The sequence below is a fragment of the Sinorhizobium sp. KGO-5 genome (assembly GCF_036245905.1).
Lineage (GTDB): Bacteria > Pseudomonadota > Alphaproteobacteria > Rhizobiales > Rhizobiaceae > Sinorhizobium > Sinorhizobium meliloti_A.
Genome location: NZ_BDIZ01000001.1, coordinates 1,808,606 through 1,823,825, shown reverse-complemented (window position 1 = coordinate 1,823,825; position 15,220 = coordinate 1,808,606). Strand labels below are relative to the sequence as shown.

The window sequence follows — 15,220 nt, the reverse complement described above, 5'->3', positions numbered from 1 at the left end:
TTCCGCCAGGAAACGGGCCCAGCCGGAAGGCAGCCAATGATTTAGCATCATTCGCGGCCTTGGAAATTCAACGGGTTATCGGCTGAAATGTCGGACGGCCAAATGTCGGACGGATCGCCATTGATTTCATTGCGCTTTTTCAGTCAGGCCGCTCGACCTTCGTCAGGCTCATGAACCGGCCGTCTTCCGGCTTCTCCGCCCGGACCTCGCCGATCACCATGACGCCGAGGCGGGTCTCGTTGACCTCGATCTGCTGCGGCCGCTTGCTCTCGAAGTATGGCATCAGCTCGGCGTTGGCCTTGAGGATCAGCGCCATGGCATCCGCCGGAGTGCAACTGGCCTCGACCAGCTGGCCCGCGTGCGGCCCCCTCGTCGGACGATAGGGCTCCGATAGTTCCGCCGCAAGGTCCAGCGGGTTGGCGTTCGCCAGGGCGGCGAGGTTGAGGCCTGGATGCCGGTATCCCATGCGCATCAGGGTCTCGGCGAATTGGCGGCTTGCCCTGTTCTGGCTGCCCTTTGGCCTCCCGCGCCCGGCTCGGGCTGCGGATATGGTATCGGCCACGTGCCGCACGGGGCCGGCGAAGAGCGACTGCTGCTCATCGATCTCATCGAGCATGAGCGATGGCTGCTCGGGCTCGGCCTCGGCCGTCACCAGCTCGGCGGCGAGGCTAGACATGGCCGCTTCGGCCGTTGCCCTGGTCGATCCGACCTTCGCCGCGCGCTCCGGATCGGTCTCGATCGACATCTCGCCGGAAAAATCGCGCCGTGGGTGTGCCTCTCGAAGCCCCTGATTTTGCTCGTTTTCGTCGCTCACCGGTATTTCCCTATTTGTTTATTCGGGTTACCGGCGATTGATCCCGCCAGCTACCGACAACCCATGCGTCAACCGCATATCTCCAAGGAAATCAGGTATTTATATCTATCGGTTACCGGGTTACCAGTTTCCCCTTTCACGCGTATCGCACACACGCGCGCGTGAAAAAGCCTATATCAATCGCCAACCCGGTAACCGCCACAATAAACCCCTGATTTCCTTGATGTATCCCGGTTGCCGCTCTGGTAACCGATGGGTAACTGGCGGTAACCACCCGCACCCGTCACGGCAGACGAACCGCCACGCCCCATGCTGCACACGGCTCCGCCCGGGTTAAGTGCCCGCGCCTCAAATCCGCTGACATCTCGTGGCGAGCCCGCAAGGCGGACGCGCCTAGCGGTCGCCGAAAGCCGCTCGCTGGCTCCGACGCTGGCGCGGGCTCCGCTTTTCTCCCCTCCGGGGCGGGGGAAGAGGGTTAAGTGCGGTGAGGATTTTGGCGGAAACAGCGCCGCAATCAGAACAGGGCGTGGGCGCTAAGCTTTACGGTTTGGGCCCGGGAGCCTGGAGACGCAGCTCGATGTTCTTGCCGCCGCATTTGCTGCATTTGATGTGCAATGAAAAGCCCGCCGGAACGCTCTGGCGGGCTGCTGTGTTAGAATGATGCGCGTTCGATCGTGGTGGTTTTAATGCCGAGGCAAATCAAGAAGGGCGACGCCGTCAAGCTTTCGGGCAAGGTCGCCAGGCGCTGGGATAACGGGCAGGTAACGGTGCATCTGCGCGGCCTCGAACCAAGGCCAAGGAACCGCAGGAAGCCGCTGTACGACAAGCCAACATGATTGCTGGCGTGGCTATGGAGCTTGAACGCGCCGCTTGAACTCGCCGAGCCACACGGCCCAGCTGGGCGGCCTGGTGCCGGCCGTGATGTACAGATCCTCGCTGCCGCTCAAGGCGCGTCGCATGCCGACCGCATGATCGGAGATCCGCACCTTCCAATAGCGCCTCTGCGCCTGATCGCGGATATGGACATAGTTCGAGCGGCCATACGCATTCTTCGACCGCTCGACACATATATATAATGTAGGGATAGCTTCTCTAAGCGAAGCGACGAATTGCCGGGTGGTGCGCTCGATCGCCAGCATCAGTGCAGCCCGGCCGCCCTCATGTTACGCAGTCGCTGCGCCCGGATCTCGGCTGCCTCCTCCTGGAAGCGGCATTCGGCGACCAGGCCGGGCCGATGGGCCTCAAGCTTCGCCACGGCCGCGGCATAGTCCAGCTTCCGCGCGGCCGCGCATGTCCCTTCTTCTATGTGGCCGTCGATGCACCCGAGACGGCTCGTGGTGCCGCCATGCGCCGCGACGTAGAGCGGGCAGAACCTAACGTCTTTGTGCGGGCACCCCTTGGGCATCACTTGCTCCCAGCGTCCGCGAAAGCCTTTCGGCTGCTCGCCCAATGCCGCCGGCATCGCGGCCGCGATCGGCCGTCAAGTAGCAAAAGGGCGGTCGGCACGTCCTCGAACCACGGCTCCCCATCGTCAATCGTCACCACCGTCAGAATTGCGCCTGGTAGCGCGCCCATGAACTCCCGCAGCGTTCTCGCCATGTATTTGGTTCGGAACGGTCCTTTGCGGGCAAGCACCTTGCCGGGTTCCTGCACCGCGATCCAGAAGATGTCGGTCATGCCCGATCCACCCATTCGTCATAGGCCTGCAGGTCGACGAGCGTGCATGTCTTGGCCGCCCGGTTGATCTTCACCGTCTTCATCGCCTTCGCCAGGCCGCGCGGAACGATCTCCTCCGGGCCGAGCTGAAGCGCGTCGGTCCAGCCGCCCCTGGCGAATTCACTATCGCCGAACAGCCTGTTCAGATTGTCGTCGCTCATGGGCACGGCCAGCGCATATCCCGTGCAGGGATTGTTGGGATCATCCTTCGGCCGATCGCGCACGCCGAGGCCGAGGAGCGCCAGGCGGGCGCGGGCCTCGACGATGTCCATGTCGCTCCTGTCTTTATTCTCCAGCGCCTCGATCACGCCGCCGACGGTCAGGCGCTCGCCGCTCTTGTAGGCGTCGAGCTTGCAGCCGAGCAGCCGCTCGATGACGTCCTGCCATTTCGGCGTCTGGTTGGCGCGCTCGGCGGCCGTCGCAAACTCGAGCGTGTCTTTCAGCACCTCGATATCCAGCTCGCTGCTTCCGGCGGATTTCGCCATCAGGCCGCCGTCGATCATGCCCTGCTCACCAACCGCCAGCTCCGCGCAGGCGAGCAGCGTGCCATAGGTGTCGATCGCGCGGCTATCAAAGTGCAGCCGATCGTCCGAGAGGATCTGGCGCCATTTCGGCAGGATCCGCGCGACGAAATCATGATAGCCGTCCATCACCTGGCGAAGCAGCTGCCGGCCCCAATAATCCTGCACCACCGGCCGCTCGCCGTGCGCCTTCAGCGGGTTCAGCTGCATGATCGCCATGCGCGTCTTGTCCTGCTGTTCCATATGCGGCTTGAGGATCGCCGTGAACATGAAGGCGTTGTGCAGCTCGAACTGGCTCGACGCGCCGTCGGAGCCGCCGCGATAGCCCTTGTCGCCCGAATATGCCTGGCGGGCGATTTCGATGATGGCCGTTTCCTTCGTCGCATTTGCCTTGCGCTCGAACTCGTCGACCGCGATCGGCCGGCTGTCATGGCCCATCGTCTGGTAGATGCCGGCGGCCGTCGTGTTCGAGGTCGCGAAGATCGTGTTCTCAAAGAGCGATCGCACATATCGCTGCAGTGCCGATTTACCGGTACCAGGTCCGCCCGTGACGAAGATGATCGGCCGCTGTTCGAGCGCGCCGGAGAGGAAAGCAGCAATAATCCAGCCGAGCGTAAAAATCGGATCGATGTAGCCGCGCTCCCAGTTCCACGTTTTCAGGTCCTGCAGGATCTGGTGGGCCGGGCTCTCGCCGGCGTCGATCGGCGTCTGCCAGGGGCGCATCGTGTCGCTATCCTGGGCATAGAAATAGCCGTCGTGCTCGCCGGGCCGCATCCGGAGGATATCCGGCTTCACCGGCAGCCCCGGCTTGATGTCGGTCGAGAACAGATATTTGCCGGAGTGCCAGACGAAATTGTCGCCGCTCTTCCAGCCGCCTCGACCGCGCACGTTTTCCGAGGGATCGAAGGTGCCACGCCTGCCCGCCTCGGCAATGATCGCCTCAACGGCCTTGTCGCGCGCAACGCGATCGACCTTCGGTGGAATAATGTTGCCTTCCTCGTCTTCCTTCGCCTTGGTGAAGGCCGGCCAGGCCCATTTCAGATAGTTGACATAGGGCGAGAAGAGCTTGACCAGCGTCGGGTGATCCCAGCGCGAAACCTCATAGAGAAAGCCGGTCGCCGAAATGACATAGACCGTCTCGCCCTTCATGCCGAGCACGGTGATCGGGCAGCCGGGCGGCATCTTATCATGGGGAAAGCCCTCCCACTGGCCGGCCTTGATGCCGTTGCGGAGCAGATTGGCATCGGGATCGGAAAGGTCTCTTGCCTCTTCGAGATCCGTGAGGCCATCGAGCACCTTGGCACGGACGGCCGCGAGGCCGCGTTGTTCTTTCAGTTTCCTGGTCATTGTCCGCCCGCATCTAGGAATGTGAACCGCCGCGCCGCCTCGCCAGCGCGGCGGGCATGGTCAAGCTGCCGGCCGCTGCGTCTCGAAGAGACGTTGGCGCAACAGATAGCCTTCGAGGCCCCAGATCTTCTGCCGCGCGTTCTCGCGGGCGATCTTGCGGCCGATCTCCTGGTCGAAGTTTGCCGGGCTGGCCGCGGCACTCTCGCCGGTGACGCAGTAGCCGTTAGCGAGCACCAGGCAGCAGACTGTAAGAGTGGTGCCGGGAAACACGTGGTAGTTTTCGGCCATGATCGTGCTGTCGATCAGCGCCGGCGTCAGCCGCGGCGCGTTGAGCCCCTTGTCCTGAATTTCCCGCTCTATCGCGTCTTCATCTTTCATGCTCTTCTCCTCGTGTTGGGGCCGGCGGGATTGCCGACCTGGTTGGTCAGAACGGCAGATCGTCGTCGGGGTCGAGAAATGCCGTCGATTGGAAACCGGCGGCGTTGCGATGTCCGCCCCCGCCGAATTGCTTGGCTATGGTGGAGACGTCGAGACGATTATCTTCGGAACGGAGCGACCACTGCAGTTGCCCGTCACCGCGACGAAACCAGCAGGCGGCGAATGGTGCATCAGGATGCTCTGCAAGAAGCTCGTGCGCGGTGTCGCTGGCATAGTGGTAGGGAGCGTTGACCACCGGCACCAAATGCCCGGCGATCTCCTGCATGTATGCTTCCCTGAGCAGCTTCCGAATGTTCGCCTGGTGCGCGCGCAGGACAATCTTTCCTTCGGCGATCAGCTGCTGCGGATCCTTCGCGAAGCCATCCCATACCTCGAACTGCATCGGATAAGTCCGAAGGGCAGCTGAGAACCACCTGGTATCTTCCCCATGATTGAAGCGCCAGAGATCCCGGTCCTGAATATAAGAGAGCATCGCTGGCGGCAGGCAGTCGCGATCCATGCCGTTCTCAAACCGCCAGGCCATGACGGCGCCGGACTGATCCATGTCGAACCACGCCGCTATTTCCGGCGTGTTCTGGGTCCAGTTGATCTTGAAGGCCATGTCGAGGCTCTGCATGGTGCCATCGAACGGCGGCAGCCTCTCAAGATCCGCTTGGGCTGTTTTATGGTGGTCGATGATCACCATGCTGCGCGACTTGGAGGAGTGGCGCCAGATCCACTCTATGGGAGGCGCGAAGTCAACGAACAACACGTCGGCGCCGGCGACGTCGGGAAGAGGCTTGCCGTGAAACGCCGGAACGAACCGGCAATCGGGCCAGCGCTTCCAGATCGCCCATGCGGCGCCGAAACCATCGTCGCAGTTGCCGTGGTAGATGCAGAGGTTTGGTTTCCAACCCACCATCAGCCCTGCCCTCCAAACGTGTCGAGCGTGTCGTCGACCAGCCCCATCGTGGTTTCGTCGATCGGGATCGGCGTGCGCTCGACCGGCACCGCCGCTTCCGCAGCCAGGCGCGCAACTTCGGCCCTCTCGAAGGCCTCGATCCCAGTCAGCACGTCAATGAAGGTCACGACGATCAGCGTTTCGACGTCGGAAAGCTCGGGATCGTCGATCAGCTTGAGGATCTTCAGCTGCTGGCCGCACACCGCCGGCGTGGCGCGTTCCTTGCCGATGCGGCGCACCAGCTCGGCGACCGCGTTTGTGGCCTTCGAGTTCTCGGCGCCCGCAAGGATCGCCAGCCGGGCCAGCTTTTCCTGGTCGAACTCCCAGAACTCGGTCAGATAATAGATGACGGAGGCGCAGGCCTCCTCGGCCGCCACGACAATGCCGTCGATCGGCGACAGCATCGGATCGTCTACGTGGTTCGTTTCACCGCCAGCTCCCGCCAGCGCTGCAGGATCGAGCGTCGCGCCGCCAATTTCGGAAGCGGCGCCGGCCTCGATCGCAACATCCCCGTCGGACCCAGCCGCATCGCTGGCGCCGAGTTCGAAGTGAGCGGTGTCGGCGGCGGATAGCCGTTCGCCAGGCGCATCTGCAGGAACATCCGTCGTACCCGTTGCGCCAGCTGCATCGGATAGCCCATCGGCGCTTTCGGTCGCCGGATCCGTGTCGGAGCTTTCCCCATCGCCTACGCCTCCAGAATGCCCAGCGGAATTGTCAGCCGCCGCAGCATCCGGTGCTGACGCGTGTTCATCCCCTGCCGCTGCAGCGGTATCACCACTACCGAGTGCCAATGCCGTTTCAGTTTCCGGTGCCATTGCTGCCGGCGGAACCGCCGTGCTGACAGTCTGCGGCTGGTTGTCTGCTGGATTTTCCGCATTTCCCTTGCCTTTCTTTGACATGCTCATGCCTCCTCTTCTGCCGCCGGCACCATGCCGAGGGCCTGCAGGTACGTGTCGAGAAGCGCCTCCTCTTCCATGCGCTGGTCATGGTCCTGGCGACGGATCGCGATCACCTTTTTCAGGATCTTGGTGTCGAACCCCATGGATTTGGCCTCGCCGTAGACGTCCTTGCGATCGTCGTTCAGCGCCTTGGCCTCTTCGTCCAGGCGCTCGATGCGTTCGACGAAGGCGCGCAGCTGGTCACGGGCAACGCCGTGCGCGTCGGATCCGCTGTTGCTGGGATAGGTCATGGGCGTGGATCCAGCTCTACGGCTTCGAATAGGCGGTCGAAGATGCCGGCGGGCACACGGCAAAAGTCGCCGTCCTGGCGCGTCGTGATCCAGTCACCCATCGCGAGTTCGACGTTGCAAAGAACGTCCGTGCCGGCGACGACGAGGTGCGGATAATTGCCCTCGCCGACTGTCACCTGGCGCCTCGTAAATTCGGCGATCGCCGAGGCGCGCCCTTCGCCGCCCGTCCATTGCAGAGCGGTGATTTCCTCCGGGCGGCGCCGAAAGACCATTGGACCGTTGGTGGTCACTTCAAACCTCCTGTATCAAATCGTTGAAATCCTTGCCGACATGGCTCTCGATGATCGTCATCGGCTTGCCGGCCTTCGACAGTGCTTCCCACACCTGGTCGAATTGCTTGATCGCGGTCGCCTTCTCCCAATCGTTGTCGCGGGAGATCAGCACGGCCGAAATGCAGGGAAGGTCGACCGGCGCCGAGCCCATGGCGGAAAGGCTGCCGGCCGCCCAGACGCGGGCTTCCGGGCAGGCTTGCGCCAGCGAAAGCCCGTCCTCGATGCCCTCGCAGAGGATCAATGGGTACGGCCTGGTCGCGGTCTCCGGCGGCTCGCCTTCCGGGCCGTGGGAGACCCGGATCATGGCGCCGCGCGCCTCGCCGAACATGATCTTGGCGTTCTCGCCTTGGCTCACGGGCAGTTTCTGAGGCCCGAGCGGCGAAAGAAACGTCATGTGCACCGCCGCCACCTGGCCTGTCGGCAACCGCATGGCCGAAAGCACGGCCGGAAACTTAGGCCCCGCCTGCATTTTGATCCGCCGGCCGTTCTCGTGGCGGAACTGCGCCCGCGGCCAGAATTCCTGCCCGGCGGAGAAACGAAATGTCGCAAGGTCCCGGTTCTCGATGCCTTCGAGCGGGCAGTGACGTGCCGCGAAATAGCGGCGGGCATGGGTTTCCGCCGTCGAGGCCGAGCCGTCCTGATAGCCGGTGAGCCAGATCTTCTCGGCGTCCTGCATGCGTTTAAGCCGACGCTGCTCTGCGCTTTCATCGGCTCGCTTGCGCTCTGCCTTGGCGCGCTCGGCAAGCTCGCGCCGCTGCGCCGGCGACATGTTGCGCATGCCGAGGAAATCGCGGGCCCAGTCGAGCGCTTCCTTGAAGTCGCAACGGTTGACGTATTCGATCAGGCCGATGACATCGCCCTTTTCGCCCGTGCGCCAATCGACCCAGGCGCCGACGTCGCGATTGAGCGGCACCTTGAATTCCGGACTTTGGGAATAGTCGCCGGTTACCGGATTGTGCGCTACCCATAGCCGCCCCTGTCTGCGGCCATCAGGCAACAGCTTGGCGCAAAGGCTCTCTATCCGGCGCTTCAACTCTTCCTTAATCAGGGCTGTGTCGTTGTCGCGTGCCGAATTCATCCCTCGAAAGCCCCCTCGACGGCAGTAATGATCGCTTCGATCTCGGGATCGTTCTGCCGATCGTCCTCGACCTGTTTCATCGTGATGGAGACGTTCGCCTTGCTCATGCTGGCGGCCCGGGCGAGATCGGCCTGGTCGACATGCAGATATTGATTGGCGATGTAGAGCGCGATCCGTCGCAGACGGGCAGCGCGAAGCCACTGCGGATCCGCTGTCGCTCTCCGGGAGGGCTCGGCGTCAAGAATGAAGGACGGCTTGACGCCGGCCGCCAGAGCCACGAACGATACGGCGATCCGATATTGTGCCGCCGACCGGCTCTCCCACGGGCGCTTGCCGTCGGTCGCCTTTTCCTTTTCCACCATCCGCCGCTGACGCTTCAGCTCGGAAACCGCGAGCTTGATGCGCGCCGTCGTCTTGCTGGTCAGCGGCTTTCGGCCGGTGCGGATCAGATAGAGATATCGGGGGGCCATCTGCGCAGCCCGCAAAACTTCATCTTCGGATAACCCGGCGGCTTTGATGGCCGCGTCAATATCGGCAATACAATTCATTATCAGCCCACTTGAGTGGCCGAACGCGGTACAAATCGGCAGAAGAGAAAACATTGCTACGGCAGCGCGTGCCCAGGCGTGCCGCTTGCGCGGAGAGAGACGATTGGAAATGCGTTGTGCTCGTTGCCATCGAGCAAGCGACCGGCCTCCTTCACCCCGGCGCGGATCATGTATGGGCCGTTTGCATCGGACGTCAGCCGATGCGAGCCCCATTGCTTGAAATGGAAAGGAACGCCGGCAGCGGCGGCCTGGTCGCGCAAGCTCCGGAACCAGTCCGGATGCGGCTCTCGCGCCCTATGGCCTGGCTGGTCGGTCTCGCCGCCGGCAATGACCCAGTCGGGCATGACGGTCGGAGGGATCACGACAAGGCCGAGAAGTGGCTCAAACGAACCGAACGTGAAGAGCGGCCGCAGTTCGATTTTCGCGACTTCCAGAGCCAGCAGATTGATATCCGCCCGCTTCTGATCCTCGACCGAAGTGCCGATCGCCGCATTTTCCGGCAGACCGCCGGCGGCATCAGCCAGTTTGACGATGTTTTGCGGGCGCTTAGTGAGCAGGAGATAGACCAGATTTGAAGTTCGGCGCATGACGTCGAAGGCATCCGCGCGCCACTGTGCTGGCACCTGGTTGTCGAAGATGTCGGCGAGGCTTGCGCAGAAGACGAACGGACGATCGCCGTCGACTTCGGCGCGCCGCTGCCAGCGCAACGGCTCATTCCAGTTGTGGGGGCTTGTCCGGACGCGCTCCCCGTGCGGTCCCCACTGCACCTTGGCATAGCGCTTGTCCATAAGCGCCTCAGCATAGCAGCCGTCGCAGGCGGGAGAGACTTTCGTGCAGCCCATCCAGGGGTTCCAGGTGTGACGGGTCCAAGAGATGGCGGAGTTTTCAGCCATGATCTTCCTCGTCTTCCGCGCCGCGCGCTGCATCCAGCCCCTCACGGAGATCGAGGACGGTCAGATCATCGTCGACGTTCTCCAGGAACCGGACGATGAGGCGGCGAACACGCGCCACCTGTGCATCGCTGGCGGTCCGCCGCTCGAAGCTGCCGCATGACAGTTCCGAACCGGCGGCGACCTCCAAAGCCTCGACGAGGGCGCTCACTTCCGCACCTCCCCGTGATCGTCGAACTTCTCCGGGAAGATCGACTGCATGATTTTTTTCGTCGCTGCCTGCAGGCGCGAATTCTTATGAAGACCGGCGTAAATCGTCCGTTCCGGAATGCCGGCAATGCGGGCAAGCTCAGAGCGCTGCATCCCCCGCTCTTCACGCCAGTTGTCGATAACTTTCCAGGTAAGAGGCATGGGCGATTCCCTTTTCACTTAATTCATGAAAAGAGTGATTTGCGTGATTTCGTCAAGTGAAGGTTGCGCGATTTTTTAGTGAACGGCCTCACCTTAGTTTTGCGTTGTGGAAAACGGTCGTAGACAGCAGCTGCAGTGGTTCAACTTCGTCCTTGAAGCCAAGGGATGGAGAGTGGCGGAGCTTGCGCGTCGCACGAAGACCAATCCCTCGACCTTCGCGAAATTTCGCAATGACCCCGACAACAAGGCGATGCTCGAAGACGCGACGATCGCGCGCATCGAGGAGGCGACGGGGATCAAGGCCTATGAGCATTCCGTATCGGGAAAGCCTCGGGGCCTGGCCGAGCAGGAAAGCTCCCGCTACGACGCCGAGCCAATGCAAACGATCGACGGCGCAGTCCAGGCGCTGAAGGCCGGGCGGAACGGCGTTGAACCATGGGTCCTGCGATCACGGTGCCTTGAGCACGTCGGCTATTTGCCGGGCGATGTCATGATGGTTGACCTAAATGCCCGGCCTGACGTAGGGGACGTCGTCTGCGCGCAGGTTTATGACCGCACGGGACGCGCCGAAACCGTCTTTCGGATCTTCGAGGATCCTTTCCTGGTCGCCGCGACCATGGACCCGAACCTGATGAAGCCCCTCCTGATCGACAACGACCGCGTGATCGTCAGCGGCGTCGTCGTCGCTTCATTCCGCGAGCGCCGCGCCGCCTGATCAATTTGCGACAGGGTGCACTGAATTCAGGAACGTTTCCGGGCTACTTCACCACATTGAATTGAGGAACGTTCCCGGCGGTTCGGCAGCACTGAACTCGGGAACGTTCCTTAACCTGTTGCTAACACTGAACTAGGAAACGTTTCTTTTTTGCTGTTATCCCCAGCTTTGAAGCCACTGGTTGCCCGCAGCTTCACTAATACACAGTCACCGATTTCACTCTTTTCATGAATTAAAGATTGCGAAATCACTTTTTCAGTGACATTTTCATCAGCGCAGTGATTTGGGCTGATGGAGACGCGAAGCATGATTTCAGCAATGAAGGAACTAGACCCGACGATGGCGCAGCGCGAAGTCGCCGCCATCATCGGCTGGACGCCGGAGACCTTCTCCCGGCACAAAAAGCGGCTGATCGCTTTCGAAGGTTTTCCGGCGCCGCTGCCCTCCGGCCTTTACTGGCGAGCATCGGTCATGCGTTGGCTCGAAACCTACGGCGACAAGAAGGCCGCCGCGACCGCGTCTGCACTGGGTAAAAGTATCGCGTCCATCCGTGTGCATGACGATCGCCAGGCGCTCATCGCCAAGTATGTCGGGAGCAACGCGGCATGAGCATCAATATTGCCTGCCGCTGCGGCCAGCACCGCATGGACTTCGCCGCCTACTTGCTGATGTCCGCGGTCGCACGAAACGCCTTCCGGACCGAAATCGAGACCTGCCGTGGCTGCGACAACGATCGTAAGGTACAGCCAGCGGAGGCGCGCGTATGAGCACGCCCCTCTCCGAAAACCCGGCAGTGTTGAACCCGCGCAAGACGCTGTCCCAGGCGGAGCAGAACGCGCTCGGCGCGATCAACTTCTTCAAGCACCAGGCGCCCGAGGCCGGCGGCTGGCGCATCGGCAACAAGCGTGTTCACGTGCGCACCATCGCCGCACTGCAGCGCCATGAACTGGTGAAGGTCAGCAACGGCGGGCCGTCTCGCATCGCGCTTACGCAGGCGGGCATGGTCGCAGCCGAGCGGCTGAAGGATGGCGGGCGATGACTGCCGTCGAAGATCCGCGCGCCCTCCTGCGCACACTCGAGGAACAGGCGGAGAGCCAGGACGAGATCATGCGCCGCCTGGTCGACCATCTGCGCGACTTGGTCGAGGCGCGCGAAGCGCTGGAAAGCCTCACCCGCCGTCACGCGGTCATGCATGCCGCGCGCACCGCCTTCATCGTCGAGGCTGCCGTACTGCTGATCGAGCAAGAGACAGGGGCCGATATCCTGTCGCTCTGCAGCCACCGACGGCCGCAACTGAGGCTCGTGCAATGACGGACGCGATGCTGATCCTCGTCATGCCCTTCGCCGTTCTCGGCGGCCAGGCTCTTGGCTTTGCCTTCGTTTACCTCGCCGTCCAGCTCGACACGGCGTCGCGTGCACGCGGCCCGTCGAGGGTCGCCCCGCCAGCCGCCTAGTGGGGCTACCACCCTTCCCTGCCCTGACCGCGCCCCAGTTCGCCCAGCGGTCAGATCTGAACCCGGCGGTCTTTGTTTCGCGTGGCCGCCGGGTTCTTCTTTTGTCAAACGCGTATGGAGCACGCGCACATGAGTAGCAGTCACAAGATCAAGCACGTCGCCTGGCGCGACGGCCGCCCGCGCTTCGAGCCGTCGCCGACGCTCAGGAAGCTCGGCTACAAGGGCGAGGACCTGAAGGTCGACGGCCGCTGGATGACGGCCGGAGAGGCGCTGGACTGGTCGAACGCTTTCGCAAAGCAGCTCGCCGGAGAGAAGCGCAAGGCCCGCATGAAGACAACCGGCCGGCACGAGCCGACGCCGGTCCCGGCTGCGCCGGCGCTGAAGCACACCTATCCCGTCAGCCAGCTTTTCGAGGACTGGCTGAACGTCAAGATCAACCCGGAGATCGCCGATCGCGCGCCGAGGACGGTCGACGACTACCGGCAGAAGTCGAAGGTTTTCGAGAACCACCTGCCCGACGTCTGGACGGCCGAGGCCGAAGCGCTGACGAAGCCTATCTGCAAGGGTCTTTACAACACGCTCCGCCAGAAGGCGGGCATCGCAACGGCCGTCGGCGCCATGCGCATTCTCGGCATCGCCCTGCAATGGGCGATGGATCTCGGCAAATTTCCGGAAATGCACATCAACCCGGCGCACAAGCTCAAGATGAAGACGCCGCCGCCGCGGATCCGCTTCGCCACCAAGCAGGAAATGACGGTCCTGGTGGAGACCGCCGACGCTATGGGCGCCCACGAGATGGGCGACATGTTCACCCTCGCCGTCTGGTCGGGCCAGCGCCAGGGCGACCGGCTCGAATTCCAGCACGCCGGCCGCGAAGCAGGGCGCCTCATATTCCGCCAGGGAAAGACGAAGGTGATCGTGTCGATACCGGAGGCCCCGGAACTCAAGAAACGCTTCACAGCGGCCCAGAAACGCCGCCAGACGGCCGAAGTAATCTCTCCCTATGTCATCCTCAACGAAGAGGACTGGAAGCCTTTCAAGGCCGACCGCTATCGCCGCCGCTACGAAGACATTCGCCGGGCGGCCGCCAAGCAGCTGCCGAGCCTGAAGACGCTCCGCGACCAGGACTTCCGCGACACCGCGGTCACCTGGTTGGCGATGGCCGACTGCACCATCCCGCAGATCTGCTCGATCACCGGCCACAGCTTCAAGACAGCGAACGACATCCTGAAACACTACCTCGCGCTGAACCCGGAGCTCGCCGACAGCGCGATCGCCAAGCTCATCATCTGGTACGACAAGGAGGAAACGAAGTGAGCACCCTGATGCAGCGTGAGAAGAACACGCCGGCACTTTTATGCCTGGGCAACTTTGCCGACGAAACGGAAGTCGTTGTGCTGCACGATCCAGAGCACGGCGATGTGACGGGCATCGACATGACCGTTGCCGATCTTCGAGCCCTTCTCACCTCCCGTTCAGCGGTGGATGAGAGAGGCCGGGGGAGGGAATGGCAGCAGTTCCTTGGCGAGCTTGAGACATGGTGTTGCGAGCTTCCCGACCGCACGTCACCGGCAGATGCGCCGGAAATGATGCTCTTCGATCGCGAAGAACTTCACATGATGGCCGAGAAGGTTCGGGACTTCGTCACCACCGCCCTGGTCGATCGGCTGGTGCAGATGGCCGAAGAGCGCGGCTTTCTTGCCGCCGAGGATATCCAAGAGGTCCGGTGATGGTCGCCTATTCTTTCAAGAAGTTCTTCGTCCCGCAGATCGTCGCCTGCATCAAACGGCAAACCGTCCGCGCCGATCGGCAACGACACGCGCAGCCAGGCGAACCGGTCCAGCTCTATCAGGGCATGCGCACGAAGCATTGTCAGAAGATCCTGGCCGACGACCCGACCTGCACCGCCTGCGAACACATCGTCATCGAGAGGACGCCCGGCGCGATCCTCTGGATCGAGATCAACGGCTGCACCTTGAAGGGCGACGAGGTCGAGCAATTCGCCCGCGACGACGGCTTCGCGCCCGAGCACATCACGCCGCTCGCCCCTCACCTCGACAGCCACCAAGCCATGACGAACATGGCGATGTTCTGGGATCTAACGCACGACCGGCGCGGCGCTTTCGAGGGACGCCTGATACGCTGGCAGGAGGAGGGCAAGCAATGATCAACGTCACGATAGAAGACGAGCTGGCCGGCCATGTCGAGAAGTTCCCAGGAAACCCGCCGGCAGAGCGCTGGATGGCATACCGTCCGCGCGAGGCAGGAGACGTCGGGACTTACCCGGCGCGCCGGCGCGGCTTCCGGACGAGAAAGGCTGCGGTCGATTGGCTGCTCGAAAACGTGCGCTACGCGTCCTACAAAGCCACGTCGGAAAGGTGGGACGCTATTTCGGAAGAACGGAAAGCCCAAATGAGCTTGGACCGGGCGCTGCATCTCCTGGCACGCGTGCACACCCGGGACGACGATCAGATCGGTTTTGTCGTGGTCGCAGGCGCCACTGCCGAGGCGTGGGGAAACGGCGTCAGCCAGGTCGAATACATCGAAGCCTGGCGCACCGTGCGGAAGCACCTGCACCTGCCGACCGAACCGCCGTCCGACATGTCCGACGAAAGAGCGTCGGAAAAGGAGGACAAAGCGAAGAATTGATGCCCCTTGACAGAAACGGCTGCCAAGCACACCCTATATATGCTTCGCGCAAACGGCGAAGCCCGGGTTGGAAGCCGGTTCTGTCTAGGGCGTCCCGACGCGCCGTGCCTTCACAGGCGCGTTTTTCTATGGTCGGGCGTGATGGGAGGGCTTTGCCCTGCCGTGCCCCTAGCGCGGT

Annotated in this window: 26 protein-coding genes; 11 read left to right on the top strand and 15 right to left on the bottom strand. The window is 62.6% G+C overall.

Features of this window, described 5'->3' with window-relative positions; genetic code table 11:
• Positions 1-139 precede the first annotated feature (139 nt).
• Positions 140-814: a hypothetical protein gene (locus BHD07_RS08700; RefSeq protein WP_338279075.1), complete on the bottom strand. Its 675-nt coding sequence runs from the start codon at positions 812-814 to the stop codon at positions 140-142.
• Between the two features lie 686 nt (positions 815-1,500).
• Here BHD07_RS08700 and BHD07_RS08695 point away from each other — a divergent pair.
• Positions 1,501-1,650: a hypothetical protein gene (locus BHD07_RS08695; RefSeq protein WP_338279073.1), complete on the top strand. Its 150-nt coding sequence runs from the start codon at positions 1,501-1,503 to the stop codon at positions 1,648-1,650.
• Between the two features lie 12 nt (positions 1,651-1,662).
• Here the strand turns inward: BHD07_RS08695 and BHD07_RS08690 are convergent, their stop codons facing one another.
• The 14 genes from BHD07_RS08690 to BHD07_RS08625 form a co-directional block, all read right to left on the bottom strand.
• Positions 1,663-1,953, bottom strand: coding sequence for a hypothetical protein (locus tag BHD07_RS08690; protein ID WP_338279071.1), 291 nt, complete (start codon positions 1,951-1,953; stop codon positions 1,663-1,665).
• The gene (locus BHD07_RS08685) at positions 1,953-2,219 is read right to left on the bottom strand and encodes a hypothetical protein (RefSeq protein WP_338279070.1); all 267 of its coding nucleotides are present in this window, start codon (positions 2,217-2,219) and stop codon (positions 1,953-1,955) included. Before BHD07_RS08685 ends, BHD07_RS08690 begins: the two co-directional genes overlap by 1 nt.
• Complete coding sequence (locus BHD07_RS08680; RefSeq protein ID WP_338279068.1) at positions 2,219-2,491, bottom strand: hypothetical protein; 273 nt, start codon at positions 2,489-2,491, stop codon at positions 2,219-2,221. Before BHD07_RS08680 ends, BHD07_RS08685 begins: the two co-directional genes overlap by 1 nt.
• Complete coding sequence (locus tag BHD07_RS08675; protein WP_338279066.1) at positions 2,488-4,398, bottom strand: hypothetical protein; 1,911 nt, start codon at positions 4,396-4,398, stop codon at positions 2,488-2,490. The genes BHD07_RS08680 and BHD07_RS08675 overlap by 4 nt, the downstream gene beginning before the upstream one ends.
• Positions 4,399-4,458: 60 nt before the next feature.
• A complete protein-coding gene (locus BHD07_RS08670; RefSeq protein ID WP_338279064.1) occupies positions 4,459-4,776 on the bottom strand; it encodes a Gp49 family protein in 318 nt (105 codons plus the stop codon).
• A gap of 46 nt (positions 4,777-4,822) precedes the next feature.
• Entirely contained in the window at positions 4,823-5,737 is a 915-nt protein-coding gene (locus tag BHD07_RS08665) for a DHHA1 domain-containing protein (RefSeq protein WP_338279062.1), read from the bottom strand.
• On the bottom strand, positions 5,737-6,675 hold the full coding sequence (locus tag BHD07_RS08660; protein ID WP_338279060.1) for a hypothetical protein: 939 nt from the start codon (positions 6,673-6,675) through the stop codon (positions 5,737-5,739). The genes BHD07_RS08665 and BHD07_RS08660 overlap by 1 nt, the downstream gene beginning before the upstream one ends.
• 2 nt (positions 6,676-6,677) lie before the next feature.
• Positions 6,678-6,965: a DUF2312 domain-containing protein gene (locus tag BHD07_RS08655; RefSeq protein WP_338279057.1), complete on the bottom strand. Its 288-nt coding sequence runs from the start codon at positions 6,963-6,965 to the stop codon at positions 6,678-6,680.
• Entirely contained in the window at positions 6,962-7,255 is a 294-nt protein-coding gene (locus tag BHD07_RS08650; RefSeq protein ID WP_338279056.1) for a hypothetical protein, read from the bottom strand. The genes BHD07_RS08655 and BHD07_RS08650 overlap by 4 nt, the downstream gene beginning before the upstream one ends.
• A 1-nt stretch (position 7,256) precedes the next feature.
• A complete protein-coding gene (locus BHD07_RS08645; RefSeq protein WP_338279053.1) occupies positions 7,257-8,375 on the bottom strand; it encodes a toprim domain-containing protein in 1,119 nt (372 codons plus the stop codon).
• A complete protein-coding gene (locus BHD07_RS08640; RefSeq protein ID WP_338279051.1) occupies positions 8,372-8,845 on the bottom strand; it encodes a hypothetical protein in 474 nt (157 codons plus the stop codon). Before BHD07_RS08640 ends, BHD07_RS08645 begins: the two co-directional genes overlap by 4 nt.
• A gap of 134 nt (positions 8,846-8,979) precedes the next feature.
• Positions 8,980-9,816 (bottom strand): phage Gp37/Gp68 family protein, encoded by an 837-nt coding sequence (locus tag BHD07_RS08635; protein WP_338279049.1) that lies wholly within the window; start codon positions 9,814-9,816, stop codon positions 8,980-8,982.
• Entirely contained in the window at positions 9,809-10,024 is a 216-nt protein-coding gene (locus BHD07_RS08630; protein WP_338279047.1) for a hypothetical protein, read from the bottom strand. Before BHD07_RS08630 ends, BHD07_RS08635 begins: the two co-directional genes overlap by 8 nt.
• Entirely contained in the window at positions 10,021-10,224 is a 204-nt protein-coding gene (locus BHD07_RS08625) for a hypothetical protein (protein WP_338279045.1), read from the bottom strand. The genes BHD07_RS08630 and BHD07_RS08625 overlap by 4 nt, the downstream gene beginning before the upstream one ends.
• A gap of 250 nt (positions 10,225-10,474) precedes the next feature.
• On the opposite strand from BHD07_RS08625, the gene BHD07_RS08620 reads away from it, so the two are divergent.
• From BHD07_RS08620 to BHD07_RS08575, 10 genes are all read left to right on the top strand, one after another.
• Positions 10,475-10,939, top strand: a complete 465-nt coding sequence (locus BHD07_RS08620) for a hypothetical protein (protein ID WP_338279044.1) — start codon at positions 10,475-10,477, stop codon at positions 10,937-10,939.
• Between the two features lie 306 nt (positions 10,940-11,245).
• Complete coding sequence (locus BHD07_RS08615; protein ID WP_338279043.1) at positions 11,246-11,548, top strand: hypothetical protein; 303 nt, start codon at positions 11,246-11,248, stop codon at positions 11,546-11,548.
• Entirely contained in the window at positions 11,545-11,706 is a 162-nt protein-coding gene (locus BHD07_RS08610) for a hypothetical protein (protein ID WP_338279041.1), read from the top strand. Before BHD07_RS08615 ends, BHD07_RS08610 begins: the two co-directional genes overlap by 4 nt.
• Positions 11,703-11,978 (top strand): hypothetical protein, encoded by a 276-nt coding sequence (locus tag BHD07_RS08605; protein ID WP_338279040.1) that lies wholly within the window; start codon positions 11,703-11,705, stop codon positions 11,976-11,978. Before BHD07_RS08610 ends, BHD07_RS08605 begins: the two co-directional genes overlap by 4 nt.
• Positions 11,975-12,250, top strand: a complete 276-nt coding sequence (locus tag BHD07_RS08600) for a hypothetical protein (protein ID WP_338279037.1) — start codon at positions 11,975-11,977, stop codon at positions 12,248-12,250. Before BHD07_RS08605 ends, BHD07_RS08600 begins: the two co-directional genes overlap by 4 nt.
• Entirely contained in the window at positions 12,247-12,393 is a 147-nt protein-coding gene (locus BHD07_RS08595) for a hypothetical protein (RefSeq protein ID WP_338279035.1), read from the top strand. The genes BHD07_RS08600 and BHD07_RS08595 overlap by 4 nt, the downstream gene beginning before the upstream one ends.
• Positions 12,394-12,522: 129 nt before the next feature.
• Entirely contained in the window at positions 12,523-13,710 is a 1,188-nt protein-coding gene (locus BHD07_RS08590; RefSeq protein ID WP_338279033.1) for a tyrosine-type recombinase/integrase, read from the top strand.
• Complete coding sequence (locus BHD07_RS08585; RefSeq protein ID WP_338279031.1) at positions 13,707-14,123, top strand: hypothetical protein; 417 nt, start codon at positions 13,707-13,709, stop codon at positions 14,121-14,123. Before BHD07_RS08590 ends, BHD07_RS08585 begins: the two co-directional genes overlap by 4 nt.
• Positions 14,123-14,560, top strand: a complete 438-nt coding sequence (locus tag BHD07_RS08580) for an ASCH domain-containing protein (RefSeq protein ID WP_338279029.1) — start codon at positions 14,123-14,125, stop codon at positions 14,558-14,560. Before BHD07_RS08585 ends, BHD07_RS08580 begins: the two co-directional genes overlap by 1 nt.
• Positions 14,557-15,042 carry a hypothetical protein gene (locus tag BHD07_RS08575; RefSeq protein ID WP_338279027.1) on the top strand — a complete coding sequence of 162 codons (486 nt, stop codon included), beginning with the start codon at positions 14,557-14,559 and terminating at the stop codon, positions 15,040-15,042. Before BHD07_RS08580 ends, BHD07_RS08575 begins: the two co-directional genes overlap by 4 nt.
• The last annotated feature ends 178 nt before the right edge of the window (positions 15,043-15,220 follow it).

What these genes read in the sequence shown, in the direction of transcription:
- BHD07_RS08695 (WP_338279073.1), top strand. Translation starts at nt 1,501, where the DNA reads ATGCCGAGGCAAATCAAGAAGGGCGACGCCGTCAAGCTTTCGGGCAAG.
- BHD07_RS08690 (WP_338279071.1), bottom strand. Translation starts at nt 1,953, where the DNA reads ATGCTGGCGATCGAGCGCACCACCCGGCAATTCGTCGCTTCGCTTAGA.
- BHD07_RS08685 (WP_338279070.1), bottom strand. Translation starts at nt 2,219, where the DNA reads ATGCCCAAGGGGTGCCCGCACAAAGACGTTAGGTTCTGCCCGCTCTAC.
- BHD07_RS08680 (WP_338279068.1), bottom strand. Translation starts at nt 2,491, where the DNA reads ATGACCGACATCTTCTGGATCGCGGTGCAGGAACCCGGCAAGGTGCTT.
- BHD07_RS08675 (WP_338279066.1), bottom strand. Translation starts at nt 4,398, where the DNA reads ATGACCAGGAAACTGAAAGAACAACGCGGCCTCGCGGCCGTCCGTGCC.
- BHD07_RS08670 (WP_338279064.1), bottom strand. Translation starts at nt 4,776, where the DNA reads ATGAAAGATGAAGACGCGATAGAGCGGGAAATTCAGGACAAGGGGCTC.
- BHD07_RS08665 (WP_338279062.1), bottom strand. Translation starts at nt 5,737, where the DNA reads ATGGTGGGTTGGAAACCAAACCTCTGCATCTACCACGGCAACTGCGAC.
- BHD07_RS08660 (WP_338279060.1), bottom strand. Translation starts at nt 6,675, where the DNA reads ATGTCAAAGAAAGGCAAGGGAAATGCGGAAAATCCAGCAGACAACCAG.
- BHD07_RS08655 (WP_338279057.1), bottom strand. Translation starts at nt 6,965, where the DNA reads ATGACCTATCCCAGCAACAGCGGATCCGACGCGCACGGCGTTGCCCGT.
- BHD07_RS08645 (WP_338279053.1), bottom strand. Translation starts at nt 8,375, where the DNA reads ATGAATTCGGCACGCGACAACGACACAGCCCTGATTAAGGAAGAGTTG.
- BHD07_RS08640 (WP_338279051.1), bottom strand. Translation starts at nt 8,845, where the DNA reads ATGGCCCCCCGATATCTCTATCTGATCCGCACCGGCCGAAAGCCGCTG.
- BHD07_RS08635 (WP_338279049.1), bottom strand. Translation starts at nt 9,816, where the DNA reads ATGGCTGAAAACTCCGCCATCTCTTGGACCCGTCACACCTGGAACCCC.
- BHD07_RS08625 (WP_338279045.1), bottom strand. Translation starts at nt 10,224, where the DNA reads ATGCCTCTTACCTGGAAAGTTATCGACAACTGGCGTGAAGAGCGGGGG.
- BHD07_RS08620 (WP_338279044.1), top strand. Translation starts at nt 10,475, where the DNA reads ATGCTCGAAGACGCGACGATCGCGCGCATCGAGGAGGCGACGGGGATC.
- BHD07_RS08615 (WP_338279043.1), top strand. Translation starts at nt 11,246, where the DNA reads ATGATTTCAGCAATGAAGGAACTAGACCCGACGATGGCGCAGCGCGAA.
- BHD07_RS08610 (WP_338279041.1), top strand. Translation starts at nt 11,545, where the DNA reads ATGAGCATCAATATTGCCTGCCGCTGCGGCCAGCACCGCATGGACTTC.
- BHD07_RS08605 (WP_338279040.1), top strand. Translation starts at nt 11,703, where the DNA reads ATGAGCACGCCCCTCTCCGAAAACCCGGCAGTGTTGAACCCGCGCAAG.
- BHD07_RS08600 (WP_338279037.1), top strand. Translation starts at nt 11,975, where the DNA reads ATGACTGCCGTCGAAGATCCGCGCGCCCTCCTGCGCACACTCGAGGAA.
- BHD07_RS08595 (WP_338279035.1), top strand. Translation starts at nt 12,247, where the DNA reads ATGACGGACGCGATGCTGATCCTCGTCATGCCCTTCGCCGTTCTCGGC.
- BHD07_RS08590 (WP_338279033.1), top strand. Translation starts at nt 12,523, where the DNA reads ATGAGTAGCAGTCACAAGATCAAGCACGTCGCCTGGCGCGACGGCCGC.
- BHD07_RS08580 (WP_338279029.1), top strand. Translation starts at nt 14,123, where the DNA reads ATGGTCGCCTATTCTTTCAAGAAGTTCTTCGTCCCGCAGATCGTCGCC.
- BHD07_RS08575 (WP_338279027.1), top strand. Translation starts at nt 14,557, where the DNA reads ATGATCAACGTCACGATAGAAGACGAGCTGGCCGGCCATGTCGAGAAG.